We start from the raw sequence: 14262 nt of genomic DNA on the forward strand, positions 1-14262 counted from the left end.
AATCTGCTCCAGCGAGAGGCGGGAAACTCCGGCCCGCGGCTCGTCCTCAGAAGAGGCCTCACCCTGCCACTTGAGGGATACTCCCAGCAGTGCTCCCAAAGAAAAGCTCTCGCTCAACAGGGCCGCTATGCGGTAAGTACGGTAGTCTAGCGTTAGATCGACACCAGCTTGCATCTGCGTTTCCTCCGTATTTCCAACGTTCACGTTCCCATTATAGCCTGGATATCCGTAAAAAAACGTAAAACACCGAGGATCTACGTACGCGATTTATAGGATTTTTCTACGCCATTTGGCGGATAGCGGCGGGGATCCTACGGATCTGGGGGGGCAGGTTCAGGGATCCCAGCTCAGCAGAGCCGCGATTGCGGCGGCCAGAGTGGCGGCGTTGAAGGGCTTGCTGCTGAGGCCATTGGCTCCCAGCCGAGCCAAAGAGGCATCCTGGCATCCCTGATCCTCGGAGTTGTCTGGATTACAGGGATCCCCTACGTTGCCCCCAGAGGGCGAAACCTAGTCGGTGTTTTCGTTGCTCACAAAATCTGGGTTGTCCGGGGATCCACTGGGTTCGGGCGATTCCAGCGCGTGTTTGAGGGCATGCCAGGCCAGGTTGGCGCACTTGATGCGCACCGGAAATTGGGCAACTCCCTTCATGGCGTTCAAGGCCCGCTGCTCCCGCGGAAACTCAGCGCCGCCGCGCATCATGGCTTGGAAGTGATCCACCAACTGCAACGCTTCGGGGATGGTGCGCCCCCGCACGGCGTCAGCCATGAGATCGGCAGAGGCCAGGGCAATAGCGCAGCCTTCGCCCTCGAATTTGATATCGACAATTCGCTCTTGATCCGGATCCAGTTGCAAGGTGAGGTCGATGGTGTCGCCACAGGAAGGGTTGTGGCCGCGTTGGTGGCGATGAACCGGATCCACTTTGCCGAAGTTGCGGGGCTTTTTGTACCGCTCCAGAATGACTTGCTGATAGAGTCCGCGCAGGTTATCGAGAGGCATTGTTGTTCCCGCTTGGTCGCTGCTTGGGCCGGAGAGCGTCAAGAGCTTTTGAGGGTTGAAGGGCGATAGGGTCGAGATCGAGAAGCCGAGGAAGCTAGCCCATTCCGGCCAATCTGTAACTTAATCTTAACCCCGTTCTCTGTAGAGATTTAGTAGAAAAACGCCTGCCAGCGCACGGGCTTGCGTTGGCGCATGTAGAGCCAATCGAACAGGTTTTTCAGCAGCGTGGCCAGGTAGCCGCGCCAGACCCACCTGCCCTTCTCGGCGACGGCAACCCGGTTTCCCACCGTAACGCAGACAAACACAGTGGCCTGGGGTCGGTAGGGAAGCAGGGGTTGGCCGCGGATGAGCCGCAGCAGGTTTTGTGCTGCAATCGGCCCCTGGCGCACCGCGTACACGCCGATCTTGGGCAAGAGACGGGATCCCCAGACAAAGTCGGCGCAGTCCCCTAAGGCCAAGATGCGCTCTGCCCCCTGCACCCGCAGGCACTCATCCACCAGCAGGGATCCCGTCGGCCCCAGCGGCAGGCCGCAGCTTCTCAGCCAGGCGGGCGCCTGCAACCCACCCGCCCATAGGCGGGTCTGGGCCACCAGCTCGCTGCCATCCTCTAGCCAAACTTGCTGTGGCCCGAAGGCTTTTACCCGGCGCTCCGCCCAGATCTCTACCCCCAAGCGGCGGATCTCCCTTTCCACCTCCTGGCGGAAGCGTTCTGAGAAGCCCTCGACCAGATGGGCCTGGCCATGGATCAGGAGCAGGCGGGCCCGCGCCAAAGGGATCCCCGTTGCTGCGCTCATCTCGCGGCAGAGGTCGTACAGCTCTCCCATCAGCTCTGTGCCGGTGCAACCTCCCCCCACCACCACAAAGGTCAGCAGGCCCGGCGTCGGATCTCCCTGGGCCGCCCGCTGCCAGCACTGCCGGATCCAGGTTTGGGCGGCCACCAGTTGCTCTGCCGGTCGAATGGCGAAGGCATGTTGCATCCCGTTGATGGGACGCAGCTCCCGCCCCACATTCACCAACAGGTAATCGTAGGCAAGGGTTTGGATCCCGCCTGCGCCTTCCAGGGTCAGGGTTTGCGCCTGCGGGTGAATGTGGGTTACTCGTCCTTGCAGAAACTGGGCGCCATTGGCTTGAACGTGCTCCAGCAGCGGGATCCGCACCAGATCCAGGGAAAACCGACCGCTCAGCAGCCGCGTGGACATGCCCGAGTTGACGATGTAGGGGCGGGGATTGATGGCGATCACCCGCGCTTGCCCTTTGAGGGCCCGCAAGGCGTCGATGGCCCCATAGCCACATCCGGCCAAGATCACGGTGGGCAGGGATCCCTTCATGGCTGGAGCGGCAACCTCTCGCAGGCGGGCGCGCATCTTGTCGGGCGGCAACCGGGATCCCTCAGCGTCGATCAGCTCCCATCTTTACACGGGCAGTAGGTCGGTATGCACCTCTTCCATCTGCTTGGAGAGAAGCCGCTGCAGGCTCCCTCTGGCTTCGGGGAAGTTGGGAGAAATTTCCAAAGCCGAGCGAAAGTGATCGATGGCCTGCTCCAGCTTGCCTTGGCGGGCCAAGACGGATCCCACGCGATAGTGGGCCATGCCGTAGCTGCCGTTGCTGCGCATCGCCCGTTGATAGCTGGACACCGCCGAGCTCAGATCCCCCTTGATACGGGCCACTTCCCCCAAGCCAAAGTGGGCTTCGGGCAAATCTGGGTCTTCTCTTAACGCTTGTTCAAACTGCTGCACAGCCTCTTGCACCTGCTGGGGCCAGACAAACTTGCGCCCGGAGGCGTCGCGGTGTTTTTGACCCAAATAGGACAAGCCGATGGCAGCAACCGCCTCAGGCAAGCTGGGCACTAGCCCCAGGGCTCGCTGGTAGCTTTTGATGGCTTCGCTGTGCTGCTCCTGGGCCGCTAAGACCAAGCCCAGCCCGTAGTAGGCGCGGCCCTGCTGGAGCTTGGAGGAGCTGCCGGAGAGGAGCACCTGGCTGAACTCCTGGCCGGCTTGGGCCAGACGCCCCGCATGAACGATGGCCAAGCCCAGATCCACCCGCACAGCAGCGGCCAAGTCGGGATCCAGATCGAGATTGAGGGCGGTTTGAAAAGCTGCTATTGCCGCCTTTAACTGGCCCTTGCGCATCAGCGCTTGTCCCATCAGGTGGTGGGCCAGGCCCAGGCGATCGTTCAATTCCAAAGCAGACCAACAGGAATCGATCGCCTCGTCCCATTGCCCCAACTTGAGGCGAATTTGAGCAATACGGAGGTGGGCCTGGCTGAAGTGGGGATCCAACTCAAGGGCCTTTTGTTGCTGGGCCAAGGCTTCTGCCCAGTTGCCTTTCTCGACCCAGGCTTGGCTGAGCAGGCTATGGATCTCGACTCGAGCAGATCCCTGGGTGAGGGACAGGGCCTCCTGAAACCGCTCCACTGCCTCAGGAACTTGATTGGCCTGTAAAAAGGACAAACCTTCTGCCAAAGGATCAGAGGATCCCTCTCGCTTAAAGGTGTTGACAGCACGCCGGCCTTTCCACCCCAGCCAGCCCCCCCCTGCAGCCAGGAGCAACAGAGGGATCCCTACTCCCAGCGATCTGGCCCGGGCAGGGACGTCGGGCTGCCGGAAAGAATGCACCACCAACCCGGCCCCCAGCAGGAGAGACAAAGCCAGGGCTCCCCCCAGGAAGGGTCGTAGGGTAGGTTGGTGCAACTGCTGGCCAAGCGCCTGAACGTTGACCGGAAGGCTGATGGGAGAACTGGGGCGAGCAGGGGCAGTCGTGGGCGGAGAGGTCGGGATCCCAGCTTGGGCCTGTGCAGAGGCATGAGCAGCAGGAGACTGACTTGGGTCAGGCTCTGAGCGTCGCTCTTTCTGGGTTTTGGGAACCGGCGCCTCTAGAGTTTTAACTTTGCGAAAATCAGAGCTGCCATCGGGATCCACAACAGGTTTTTGGGCATCCAGCACCTTGATCTCGGAAATCTTAGCGTCCGGCAATACAATCTGCGTGGCGTCGGCACTGCTCTTCCCAGAAGACAAATAGAAGACTTTTTTCCACTGCGGCTGCGTTTCTCCCTGCAGCCGACCGTACACCACCAGTTGGCTGACTCCCTGCACCGGCGCGCCCCCCAATTGGCCGGCAACCCCCTGCAACACCATAGAGCGGCTGAACAATCCCTGCCGTGGGAGCTCCACCATCAGGTAAAGGACATCTTGTTTCAGCGCTGAACGGCTTGGCAGGGGAGCAAGGGCCTTCTGCAAAGCCGCGATCAAGGTTTCCACGCTGCGAGCAGCAGATGAGTCATCCATAAGCATAAGGCTAGAAAGAGGGAGAAAAAAAGTCTTGCAACAACCCCAAAAGGGATCCACTTCTTTTGGCAAAGATGGGCGCCCTGCAGCCAGAAGCCAAAGTATTTGACCTCATCTTGCTGCCTCATCGTCATTATGTTCAGCCTGCCGTCATCCGTCAATATACTGAAAGAGTCTGTTACAAATGGGCCCGCCGGCCAATTTTGGGGCGGAAGAGGTGGGCGTGGTCAGGGCTGTAGAGCCGCGAGCGGGCCGAGCCGGCTCCTGCCAAGCCCCGTAGGGCGGGACTGATGAGGTAGAGCACGGTGCGTTCCAGGCTGGCTTGCCGGGTGAGGGCCGCCATCTCCGCCAGGGATCCCAGCCAGATCCGCTCGTCCGGCCAGCCCAGACGGTAGCAAATGGCCACAGGGGTATCGGCGGGATAGTGGGTCAGGAGATCCGCCTGGGCCTGTTCCACATGGCGGGCGCTCAGGTAGAGACACAAAGAGGCGCGGTGGGCCGCCAGGCTGGCCAGGGCTTCCGCTGCCGGCACGCGCGTCCGACCGCTGGCGCGGGTGAGGATAATCGTCTGCACCAGCTCCGGCACCGTTAGCTCCACCTGCAGACGGGCGGCTGCCAGTTGAAAGGCGCTCACCCCCGGCACGATCTCAAAGGGGATCCCGGCCTCCGCCAGCCGAATCAGCAACTCGTGCAGAGCACCGTAAAGAGACGGATCCCCATCCTGCAGCCGCACCACCCGCAGCCCTGCCTTGACCCGCTCCACCATCTGGGGCAGCAGCGTTTCCAAGGTGAAAGCGCGTGTATCGATGGCCTCCACCCCAGGGCGACAATGGGTCAGCAGCCCCTCCGGCACCAAAGAGCCTGTGTAGAATACTACATCTGCTTCCGCGAGTACTCTCTGGCCCCGCAGGGTAATCAGCTCGGGATCCCCGGGGCCGGCGCCGACAATGTGCACAGGCCAGTAGGACGAAGTCTCCTCGCTCATCTGCTCTCCTCTCGCCCCAGCAGCCTGCATCCTAACAGCAGCCGATCCCCCAAAACTCCCCTCTCCTTTTGGGAGAGGGGTTGGGGGTGAGGGCGACAGAGAGTAAGGGATTAAGCTAACGCGCCAGCTCGAGGCGCTGCTGTAGAATTTGCTCGGCCAGCACCAGATCCCAGGGGGTGGTTAACTTCAGGTTAGACTCCTCACCTTCCACGATATAGACCGACCAACCCAGCTTCTCGAATAGGGCTGCGTCATCGGTTACCTGCCACCCCTGGGCCAGTGCCTCCCGATGGGCTTGCCACAGCAACGACAGGCGAAAGCCCTGGGGCGTTTGGGCTGCCCACAGCCGGCTGCGCTCCGGTGTCGATTGGATTTGGATCCCCTTGGGGCCGCTTGCGGTCACTTTAATCGTGTCTTTGACAGGGATCGCGGCAATCAAGCCGTCCACTTGCTCCAAGGCGGCGCTGCAGCGATCGAACAATTCAGGGGTGGCCAAGCAGCGGGCTCCATCGTGGATCAGCACCCGCTCCACCGTTCCCAGCCCATAGAGATACTCCACCCCCCTGTAAACCGACTCCTGCCGCGTCGCCCCTCCTTGCAGAAGCTGCACCGGCGTGGACAGCTCGATGGACGCCAGGATCTGCTCCATGGCCGGCCAATCGCCGGGCTGGGAGAGAATGCCGATCCACTCGATGGAACCGGCCCGATCCGCCGCCTGCAACGTCCAAGCCAAGATGGGCTGGCCCAAAAGCGGCAACAACAGCTTGTTGACCGCCGCCCCCATTCGCTTGCCACTGCCAGCCGCCGGGATCAACAGGTGCATGGGATCCAAAAGTGCATCCAACCGCATCCCAGTTTACAGCCAGGGAGGGCCAGGCTTGGCCCTCCTCATCGTTGACAGTGGCGATTGGTGCCGCTGGATCCCCTTCAGAGCCGGGGTGCCGCCTCAAGGTTGATCCAACTCGGCAGAAGCAATCACAAAATCCGGGTAGGCCACGTTACCATGCTCGCCCACATCCAAGCCGGCCAGCTCCTCTTCGGCACTGGTGCGCAGGCCAACGGTTGCCTTGAGGATCAAAAACAGGATCAAGCAGGTGAGGAAAGGCCAGAAGAAATAGGCTAGAGCGCCCACAACTTGTACCCCAAATTGCGCCCAGGTCACCCCTGAATCGGCGTGGGCAAACCAAGGGATCCCTGCTGCCAACACCCCCCAAATACCGCAGGTGCCGTGTACCGAAACGGCGCCCACCGGGTCGTCAATCTTCAGCACCGTATCCAGAATCACCGCCGAGATGACCACCAGGATCCCGGCCACCGAACCGATGATCAAAGCTCCCAGAGGGTGGACAGTGTTGCAAGGAGCGGTGATCCCTACCAAGCCGGCCAGCACCCCGTTGGCGGCAAAGGTCATATCCGGCTTGCCAAAATGCGCCCAGCAGGTGATCATCGCCCCAATGGCCCCTGCCGAAGCTGCCAGCAGCGTGTTCATGGCAATCCAGCCGATATCGGGGCTGGCGGCTGTGGTCGAGCCGGCGTTGAACCCAATCCAACCCAAGGTGAGGATAAACACTCCCAGCATCCCCAGGGGCAGGTTGTGGCCGGGAATCGCCCGCGGCTCGCCGTTGGGGCCGTACTTGCCGATGCGAGGGCCAAGCACCATGGCCCCGGCCAAGGCGGAAGCGCCCCCCACCAAATGCACTACGCCCGAACCGGCAAAGTCGATGAAGCCCAGATTTTCCAGCCAGCCGCTAGTGCCACCGTTGTAGTCGCCGAAGAGACCATTCCAGGCCCAGCCCCCCGAGATGGGGTAGATCAGCCCAGAGATGACGACAGAGTAGATGAGGTAGGCCACGAACTTGGTGCGCTCCGCCATGGCCCCGGAAACAATGGTGGCAGCGGTGGCGGCAAACACCATCTGGAAGACAAAGAAGGTGAAGGGCCAATCCCCTGCTTCGTGGGCTTGCTGCCAACTGAAAGCAAACCAGCTCCTGCCAAAGAAGCCAGTATTTTCTCCAAACATCAGGCCAAACCCGATGAACCAAAAGGCGCAACAGCCCATGCAAAAGTCCATCAGGTTTTTCATCATGATGTTGGCGGCATTTTTGGCGCGGGTAAAGCCCGTCTCCACCATGGCGAACCCCGCCTGCATGAAGAACACCAAGGCTGCCCCCACCAGCGTCCAGACAATGTCAGCATGTTCCTGTACGACTTCCGCGTCCTGGGCGAAGGCACTCCCCTGGCCCAATAGGAAAACCAGCGAAATCGTCAGAGCAGCAGTTAGACTCCACTTGGCCAGTCGCCCAAGCCGCTGAGGTAGCGGGTTCTTATGCTTTTGGATCATCGTTGTAGACATGCTTTTCGACTTACCTAAAGTGACGGTACTTTTCACAACGCACTAGTAGATAGGGCAAAAATCCCTCATTTGCCCACTGCAAGCCAGCCTGGGACTCGGGTCGAGCTACCCAGGCTCCAAGACCTTCACCTTCTCTACAGGGCGTCCTGGTTGAGTTCGCCGGTGCGGATGCGAATGGTTTTCTCGACAGGGCTGATGAAAATCTTGCCGTCCCCGATTTCGCCGGTGCGAGCCGCCGCGATCAGCTTCTCGACCACCGTATCCACCAGGTCATCTTCGACCACGATCTCCACCTTCAGTTTTTGCAGGAACTCTACCGTGTACTCGGATCCCCGATAGCGCTCGGTCTGTCCCTTTTGTCGACCAAAACCCCGCACTTCGCTCACCGTCATGCCGACGATGCCGGCGTTGACCAGGGCAATTTTCACCTCATCTAGCTTGAAGGGCCGAATTACAGCTTCGATCTTTTTCATTGGCCTCCCATATCCCCAGCAATTCCGCTAATTTCTAACACTACTAAAACCTGCAAATTGTAAATCTAGATACATTTTCGTTCCTCTACTGAGAATGCCTACCACTCTAGATTTGCTCTCGTCAAGACCAGAAGGCCAAGCCCGGGCCACTCTAAGAAGTCCGCGCCGGCATCTCACGAGCTGGGTCTTTCAGCGGCCGTTGAGGATCGAGGAGAACCCAGACTGGCTGTGACGAGGGCCACCGCCAGCCACCACAGCATTTGTACCTGGGGACGGTACCAGATGGTGTCCACCAGGCCGTGGGCCATCATGCCCGTGCAAGCCGCTAAGCCTGCTGCCACCCACAGGCCCTCGGGATCCCGGGAGCTGAGCAAAGTGTTCCAGCCTCTCCAGCCGTGATCCCAGAGCACCAGCAAAAACCAGGCAAAAGCCAGGGATCCGATGAAGCCTGTCTCCACGGCGAGTTGCAGCGGCACCGAGTAGGCCCCAAGGGCGCTGAAGTTGCCCCGCTGGTAGAGGGGATAGACGCGGTTGAAGGCGACATTGCCGGGGCCGATCCCCAAGATGGGAAAGTCGCGGATCATGTCCAGCGCGGCGGCCCAGACGTTGAGGCGAAAATTGTTGCTGGTGTCCAGCCGTCCCCAAAAGAGGCTCTGAGCCCGCAGCCGCAGGGGGCGTACTGTTACGATCGCAAGCAACAACGTGGCTGCCCCCCCTCCCAACAGAGCCGGCAGCGTCCAACGTCGCCAACGGGCTGGCAAGTGGGGGGTTTGCCATTGCGCCAGCAGCACCGCCATCATTCCCAGCGCTGCTAGGCCGCCAATCCAGGCGCCGCGGCTGTAGGTCAGCATCAGGCAGATGAAGTTGACGGCGGTTGTAAACCCAACCAAGAGCTTGATCCCCCAGCCCGGCCAGATGCAAATGGCAGCCAGCCCCAGAGGGAGGAGCGGAACCAGGTAGCCCCCATACAAATTGGGGTTGCGCAGAAAGCTGTACACCCGCGTCAGGCCTGCCAAGCCCGATTCCGGATCCACCCAGGTGGCTAGCTCGGCAGCCCCGTAAAAGTATTGCCGCAGGCCATAGACCCCCATCCCCAAGCTGACCAAGAGCAGGGATCCGACGATCCAATCCCGGAACTGCAGTTGGCGAAGCAGACGCTGCAGCAGCAGATAGCCGGCCAGGTAGAGCGTCAACTTCAGCCAGCCGTCCCGCGCTGCATAGGGAACCGGCGACAGGATTGTGGCCAGGGTGGCTATGCCCCAAAACAGGCCTAGGGGCAGATGGACGGGCAGCCAATTCGGGGTTTCCACCAGCCAGCCCAAGACCACAAGCGCCGCCATAGCCAGCAAAATCAGACCTAGGATGCCGGTGGAGCTTTGGGCCGAAAAAAACCAGTAGAGCAGCACCAGGCCCAAACCGATCCAATCCAAGGTTTGGACGAGCCGGCTGCTTTTGCCCCACTGCCGCAGGGATCCCGACACTCGGCTCAAAAGGCTGCCCTGCCACCAGGACTCGATAGAGAAATCCCGCAGCAGCAGGCCGCGCCATGCTTGCGTTGCTCGTTGCATGACTCCTTCCAACACCCTAGGCTTCAGCTCATCTTCCGAGTTTATATCCCCAGCGGACAGGAGCAAGGGCGGGAAGGCAAGAGGGATCCCCTTTCTAGAAGGCTAATCTTTTCTTCCTGGGCTTAGCTTCAGGACTGGTTGTTTTAGAGGCAGCCCAAGACGAAACAACTTTGGGGGGAATTATCCCCCCATTAAACTGCCCACCCGTCTCTTTTTGGCCGAGAGGTATCCAGAGATTTTGATAGCCTTATCGAGACCAAGCTCGAAACATCACTTAGGCAACCGAGGCCAACGGGCGAAACTGAGATCCCTTAACTTCTTGGGAATTGAAAGGAGAAATCACCGATCCCGATTTGTCTGCATTCAAGGTTTGAGGATCGCAATAATGAATCTGAACACGGGTAGGACGGCCTAAACCCAAAGCAGATCCCAGGCAGCGAGCCAGAACCTGTACCTTGAACTCCAGTTCGCCAATGGTGTCCATCGTTCGCGACCCCCTCCCGATGCCTATCCCTAAGCTCAATCTAGGAGAAGATTGATGATCTTTCTTCAGTGGGAACACAGAATTTGCCAAGCTAGGGCCAAATCAAAGATCATGCAAAGCTGGCACCTTTTTTCAGAGAGAGGGAAGAGGCTTGAACCTGGCCCGGTTTTTTCTGGGGGATCCCGGACAAAGGGCGGGAGCATGCGCGTTGATTTACGTAAAATAACGCCTAGAGAAACCACGGAAAAGGGCTGGAGACCAGTTGCAGTGGCGGCTCTGCGGAGGCTGAGCAACTTGCTGGGATCTGCAGCCGCCTCAATCAAACAGGTTGGCCAGGGATCCAGCCAGAGCGTTGATGAGGGAGCTAGGGTATTATGCCCGTCTACCTTTACTGGGGAGATGACACCTATCGGCTGATGCAGGCGGTGCAGCAGTTGCGGGATCAAGTGCTGGATCCCGATTGGGCTGCTTTTAATTACGATCGCCTGCCACCGGAATCGACGCTTGTCGGCCTCAGCCAGGCCATGACGCCGCCCCTGGGATCCAACGCCCGCCTGGTTTGGCTGGAGGAGACGACACTCACCCAACATTGCCCGGAAGAGCTGTGGGAAGCAGTGGAGCGCACCCTGGCCCAGTTGCCCCCCACGACACATTTGCTGTTAACCAGCAGCAGCAAGCCGGACGGACGCCTCAAATCCACCAAAATCCTCAAGAAAGTGGCCATCGTCCGCGAGTTTCCCCAACTGCCTCCCTGGGATGAAGAGGGCATTCTTAGACAGGTATACAGCGAAGCCCGGCAACGGCATCTCAAGCTCAGCCCGGCGGCAGCCCAGAAGTTGGCCGAGGCGGTGGGCAACGACTCCCGCCGCTTGGCGATGGAATTGGAAAAGCTGGCTCTGTTTACAGCCGCTCAAGAGGATCCCATCTCCCCTGAGCAAATCGAGGCCTTGGTTCCCGCCAGCGCCTACAACAGCTTTCAACTGGCGGCCGCCCTGCGCCAGGGCAACTTGGATCAGGCCCTGCCCATCCTGGCCCATCTGCTGGATCACAACGAGCCGGCCCTGAAGATCCTGGCAGTGTTGGTGGGCCAATTCCGCACCTGGCTGTGGGTACGGCTGCTGCTGGAGGAGGGAGAACGGGATCCCAAAGTCATCGCCCAAAAAGCAGAGATCGCCAACCCCAACCGAGTTTACTTTTTACAGAAAGAGGTGGGATCCCTGGAAAGCGCAGCTCTGCTGAAGGCAATGCAGCAACTTTTGCAACTGGAATACCAGCTCAAGCAAGGTCAGCCAGAGCGAGAGGTGTTTCAAGAAGCCCTAATCCAGATCGCGACCATTCTCCGCAAATCCTGCTGATCTTCCCCGTTTCTGTTACTCGGACTTCAGAGACAGTTCTGACAACAGCCCGAAGACTTAATCGGCTTAGGTTACAGCCTTTTCCAGCTTATAGCCATTTCAAATAGCAATGAAACGTTTCTCCACGTCGTTATTGCTCCGCAACGCTGTCGCGGACGCGCCGCTCTAACTCCCCTCTCCCTCTGGGAGAGGGGCCGGGGGTGAGGGCTGGGGGTGAGGGAGGCAAAGCGTCTATTTGTCGAGTTGTCGGGATGTGGAGTTGTCTGATTGGCTTTGGCGAGCTATTGAATGACTTGCTTCATGTAACTTCCCCAAGTTTGAGCGGCGATGCCGCTACTCCCTCGCGTTGGGCTGGAGTCATCATTGCCCAGCCAAATGCCGGTTACCAGAGGCGGGTTGGGTGTGTAGCCGATAAAGAGCAGATCCTTGTTGGCGGTGGTGGTGCCGGTTTTGCCCGCTTCTCCGATCCCAAGGCGAGCGGCGGTGCCGGTGCCGGAGCGGATCACGCCTTGCAATACGGCGGTCATCTGCTGGGCGACGCTTGCCGACAAAACCAGCCGCTGCGAGCGGGGATCCTCGCGGCCTGGGTAGATCTCGCGGCAGGTGCGAAAGTCGTCGGGGTTGGCGCAATCGCTGCTATCCAGGATGCGGCGGATGGTGTGGGGCCTGGACCAAAGGCCGCGATTGGCCAAAGGAGCAAAGGCCGCGGTCAGCTCCAGCAGGTTCACCTCCATCGTGCCGAGTACCAGGGAAGGATAGGGCTGCAAGGGGGATTGGATCCCCATTTGCCGCGCCATGGCCACCACCTGCTCCAGCCCCACCTGTTGGGCCAGCCGCAGGGCGATTACGTTTTCGGAGAGGATCAAGCCGCGGGCCAAGTCCATGGGGGCACTTCCCGAGCGGCAGCCCTGAAAGGTGAGGTTGCCCCAAGTAAGCGGCTCACAGGAGAGCACCTGCGAAAGCGGGATCCCCTGGCTGAGGGCGGCGGCGTAGGTGAAGACTTTGAAGGTGGATCCCGGCTGCCGTTGGGCTTGGGTAGCCCGGTTGAAGGGGCTGGCGTTGTAGTCGATCCCGCCCACGAGAGCTAAGATCTCGCCGTTGCGGCTGTCGAGGCTGACTAGGGCACCCTGACTGAAGCCCAGGCGGGAGCCCGCCTCGCGCACCGTTTGGGCCAGGGCCTGCTCCGCCAGCCGCTGGTAGGGCAAATGCAGTGTGGTCTCGATGATGAAGTTGCCCTCTGCCGAGAGGTCTTGGCCCAGAAGCTGCCGCAGCTCCTGGAAGACGGTGCTGTAGAAGTAAGGGGCAACCGTCGAGGTCTGGGAGCGCAGATTGGGGTTGAGGGTGAGGCGGCTGCGCCGGGCCCGCCGAATCTCCTCTTCTGGGAAGACTTGGAGCTCGCTGAGGCGATCCAACACCCGATCCCGGCCCCGCACGGCGGCATCGTAGTTGGCGATGGGGTTAAAGGCATTGGGAGCAGGCAGGATGGCGGCCAGGGTGGCGGCTTCGGAAAGGCTGAGCTGGCGGCTGGGGATCCCGAAGTAGAACTGGGCGGCGGTCTCAAAGCCGTAGATGCCGTTGCCCAGGTAGACGTTGTTGAGGTAGAGGGTGAGGATTTCGTCTTTGCTGTAGCGCCGCTCCAGCTTGAGGGCGGCAACAGCCTCCCGCAGCTTGCGGCCAAAGGTGTTGCCTGAGCCGGTGTAGTCGCGCAACACGGTGCGGGCCAGTTGCTGGCTGATGGAGCTGCCCCCCTGCTGCACTTCCCCGGAGCGCAGGTTGACCCAAAAGGCGCGGCCAATGCCCAGCAGATCGACCCCGAAGTGGGAGTAGAAGCGGTGATCTTCGGCGGCCACCACCACCTTGGGCAGAATCGGGCCGAAGGCCTCCAGGTTGGGCAGCTCCCGGTAGGTATCCCCCTGGTGGCGGCGCAGTTCGGTTTGCCGATCCCCGGCCAGGACGATGAGGGGGTTGCGATCGGCGGCGAGCGGCGGTTCTACTGAGAACTTGCTCCACTCGTGGCCGATCCAAATCCTCGCCCCCAGCCCCAAGAGCGCCATCAGGATCAGGCAGCCGCGCACCCCGTACACCTGCGGCGGCGGTGGATCCAACACTTGAATAAACACGCTCTCCGGATCCCGGGGCGGGCCAAGGCTGAGTCGCTGGCCATGGCGCAGGATCACCCGCCGCACCCGCTCGGCGCCGCCAAAGGGCTTGAGGCGAAAGACGCCGTTGGTGGAGTCTTGATCTTCCAGTTGGTAGCGACCGGCGTTCCACCCCAGCCAGTAGAGAATCGGGGGCAACGGGATCCGCCACCCCAGGCCGGGCAGACGCCAACCCGGACGCGGGCGAACGCAGGCGTGCAGATGGCTCACCGCAGGGGCGGGGATGCGGATGGTGGCCACTGTCTGGCTGCGACCCAGAATGTCGGATCCCTGCAGGACAAACACCTGGGGAGCTTCTCCCGGCCAAGTAATCCGCAGGCGCACCGGGCGCTTGGGCGGGGGAGGGTCGGGGGGCTTGAGGAGGGCAGTGGGCCCAGCAGGGAAAGGCCGCCCCATTGCCAGGGTTTTGAAGAAGTGGACAACGGTGTTCAACAGCGACTTTTTGTCTTCGGAAGCAGACATGGCTCAATCTCCCCGCAGTTCGCGCGTACGGCGCAGCAGCTCCTGCATGGTCTGGCCGGGACGAGGGCCGGCAGCGGCTGGTCTGGAGCGAGGGGCCGGACGGGGCTGGGCAACGGGGACGGTGGGCGGGGAAGGTGAAGGGC

The 14262-nt window shown here is 60.7% G+C and carries 11 protein-coding genes; 1 reads left to right on the forward strand and 10 read right to left on the reverse strand.

The window, feature by feature from the left end:
• Positions 1 to 280: 280 nt before the first annotated feature.
• From NW853_RS05350 to NW853_RS05390, 9 genes are all read right to left on the reverse strand, one after another.
• Entirely contained in the window at positions 281 to 445 is a 165-nt protein-coding gene (locus tag NW853_RS05350) for a hypothetical protein (protein WP_414348202.1), read from the reverse strand.
• A 62-nt stretch (positions 446 to 507) separates the two neighbouring features.
• Positions 508 to 996 carry a Fe-S cluster assembly sulfur transfer protein SufU gene (sufU, locus tag NW853_RS05355; RefSeq protein WP_414332412.1) on the reverse strand — a complete coding sequence of 163 codons (489 nt, stop codon included), beginning with the start codon at positions 994 to 996 and terminating at the stop codon, positions 508 to 510.
• A 149-nt stretch (positions 997 to 1145) separates the two neighbouring features.
• Positions 1146 to 2375 carry an NAD(P)/FAD-dependent oxidoreductase gene (locus NW853_RS05360; RefSeq protein ID WP_414348205.1) on the reverse strand — a complete coding sequence of 410 codons (1230 nt, stop codon included), beginning with the start codon at positions 2373 to 2375 and terminating at the stop codon, positions 1146 to 1148.
• A 33-nt stretch (positions 2376 to 2408) separates the two neighbouring features.
• Complete coding sequence (locus NW853_RS05365) at positions 2409 to 4280, reverse strand: tetratricopeptide repeat protein (protein ID WP_414348206.1); 1872 nt, start codon at positions 4278 to 4280, stop codon at positions 2409 to 2411.
• A gap of 178 nt (positions 4281 to 4458) precedes the next feature.
• Positions 4459 to 5265 (reverse strand): precorrin-4 C(11)-methyltransferase, encoded by an 807-nt coding sequence (cobM, locus tag NW853_RS05370; protein ID WP_414332406.1) that lies wholly within the window; start codon positions 5263 to 5265, stop codon positions 4459 to 4461.
• A gap of 115 nt (positions 5266 to 5380) precedes the next feature.
• A complete protein-coding gene (ispD, locus tag NW853_RS05375) occupies positions 5381 to 6088 on the reverse strand; it encodes a 2-C-methyl-D-erythritol 4-phosphate cytidylyltransferase (protein WP_414332454.1) in 708 nt (235 codons plus the stop codon).
• Positions 6089 to 6211: 123 nt separating this feature from the next.
• Positions 6212 to 7618, reverse strand: coding sequence for an ammonium transporter (locus NW853_RS05380; protein WP_414332404.1), 1407 nt, complete (start codon positions 7616 to 7618; stop codon positions 6212 to 6214).
• Positions 7619 to 7752: 134 nt separating this feature from the next.
• A complete protein-coding gene (locus NW853_RS05385; protein ID WP_011430352.1) occupies positions 7753 to 8091 on the reverse strand; it encodes a P-II family nitrogen regulator in 339 nt (112 codons plus the stop codon).
• Between the two features lie 173 nt (positions 8092 to 8264).
• The gene (locus tag NW853_RS05390) at positions 8265 to 9659 is read right to left on the reverse strand and encodes an IctB family putative bicarbonate transporter (RefSeq protein WP_414332401.1); all 1395 of its coding nucleotides are present in this window, start codon (positions 9657 to 9659) and stop codon (positions 8265 to 8267) included.
• Positions 9660 to 10517: 858 nt separating this feature from the next.
• On the opposite strand from NW853_RS05390, the gene holA reads away from it, so the two are divergent.
• Positions 10518 to 11498 carry a DNA polymerase III subunit delta gene (gene holA, locus NW853_RS05395; protein ID WP_414332399.1) on the forward strand — a complete coding sequence of 327 codons (981 nt, stop codon included), beginning with the start codon at positions 10518 to 10520 and terminating at the stop codon, positions 11496 to 11498.
• 281 nt (positions 11499 to 11779) lie between these two features.
• Here the strand turns inward: holA and NW853_RS05400 are convergent, their stop codons facing one another.
• A complete protein-coding gene (locus NW853_RS05400; protein WP_414332397.1) occupies positions 11780 to 14119 on the reverse strand; it encodes a transglycosylase domain-containing protein in 2340 nt (779 codons plus the stop codon).
• Between the last annotated feature and the right edge of the window lie 143 nt (positions 14120 to 14262).

The sequence above is a fragment of the Synechococcus sp. H55.11 genome (genome assembly GCF_047462475.1).
Taxonomy (GTDB): Bacteria; Cyanobacteriota; Cyanobacteriia; order Thermostichales; family Thermostichaceae; genus Thermostichus.

Coding starts and splice junctions, on each gene's coding strand:
- NW853_RS05390 (WP_414332401.1), bottom strand. CDS start 9,659: ATGCAACGAGCAACGCAAGCATGGCGCGGCCTGCTGCTGCGGGATTTC.
- cobM (WP_414332406.1), bottom strand. CDS start 5,265: ATGAGCGAGGAGACTTCGTCCTACTGGCCTGTGCACATTGTCGGCGCC.
- ispD (WP_414332454.1), bottom strand. CDS start 6,088: ATGCACCTGTTGATCCCGGCGGCTGGCAGTGGCAAGCGAATGGGGGCG.
- NW853_RS05380 (WP_414332404.1), bottom strand. CDS start 7,618: ATGTCTACAACGATGATCCAAAAGCATAAGAACCCGCTACCTCAGCGG.
- holA (WP_414332399.1), top strand. CDS start 10,518: ATGCCCGTCTACCTTTACTGGGGAGATGACACCTATCGGCTGATGCAG.
- NW853_RS05385 (WP_011430352.1), bottom strand. CDS start 8,091: ATGAAAAAGATCGAAGCTGTAATTCGGCCCTTCAAGCTAGATGAGGTG.
- NW853_RS05350 (WP_414348202.1), bottom strand. CDS start 445: ATGCCAGGATGCCTCTTTGGCTCGGCTGGGAGCCAATGGCCTCAGCAG.
- NW853_RS05400 (WP_414332397.1), bottom strand. CDS start 14,119: ATGTCTGCTTCCGAAGACAAAAAGTCGCTGTTGAACACCGTTGTCCAC.
- sufU (WP_414332412.1), bottom strand. CDS start 996: ATGCCTCTCGATAACCTGCGCGGACTCTATCAGCAAGTCATTCTGGAG.
- NW853_RS05365 (WP_414348206.1), bottom strand. CDS start 4,280: ATGGATGACTCATCTGCTGCTCGCAGCGTGGAAACCTTGATCGCGGCT.